The organism is Dellaglioa sp. CoH-57-MRSF-20 (assembly GCF_056781955.1).
The window spans coordinates 1-798 of record NZ_JBXAXV010000037.1 but is presented as its reverse complement, the minus strand read 5'-3'; the positions used below and the strand labels follow the sequence as shown (position 1 = coordinate 798).

Below are 798 nucleotides of genomic sequence, written 5' to 3'. Positions count from 1 at the left end.
GATCAAGCAAGGCCGCCGCGACATCGAGTTCATGAGCCACGCAGGAAAGAAGGTGTTGGTGCGGCGTATAATGCGCGGCAAAACCGACAAGCTGGAAATCCACGTCAACGGGAAGGATAAAGAAATCCGAACCGTTGCTGAGGCCAAGAAAACCCTGTCTCGCCTGTTTCCGATCACCGCGTCTGCTTACCGCACCTATATCTCGATCGACAGCACGGTACCGCATCCTCTGGTTCGCGGCACCGGAACCGAACGCAAAGCATTCCTAACCGAGTTCTTCGATCTCGACAAGATGGATGCAGAGCGTAAGCTATACGCCGCAGAACTCACGAAGCTCGGAAAGGTCCGAGCCGCCTATGATGAGCTGCGCGCGCAGGTTGAACGCGACAGAGAGGGGCTCGTACCGCGCGATGAGCTGATGAAGCTTAAAGAACGCGTCACCAAGATCAAGGCACGGTTGAGCAAGCTTCAGCGTTCGTTCACGGATGCGCAGGAAATCACGCGGCTTGTCGCCTTCTCCGAGTCAATGGGCGATCAAGTCAAAATCCTGCAAGGCGCAATTGGGGATGAGATTACGGAAGAATCGTTCATCGATCACGTGAAGCAGATAAAATACGAGTTCGATACGACGGCCGCTAATATTGAGGAAGCCGAAGAATACGAGCAGTATAAAAAGAATAACGCCCGATACAACGAGGCGTATGCAGAGCTGAGTGAGGTCACGCAGAACCTGATCGAAGAGAACGGCCGAGAGCTTGCGGCCGAGATGGCAAAGAACGCGTACACGGCGTATACAGA

Annotated in this window: 1 protein-coding gene; it reads left to right on the top strand. The window is 54.0% G+C overall.

What is annotated here, in order from left to right:
* The coding region (locus AC1RPN_RS07930) for a hypothetical protein (RefSeq protein ID WP_481763673.1) at nt 1-798 on the top strand (798 nt) is incomplete at both ends.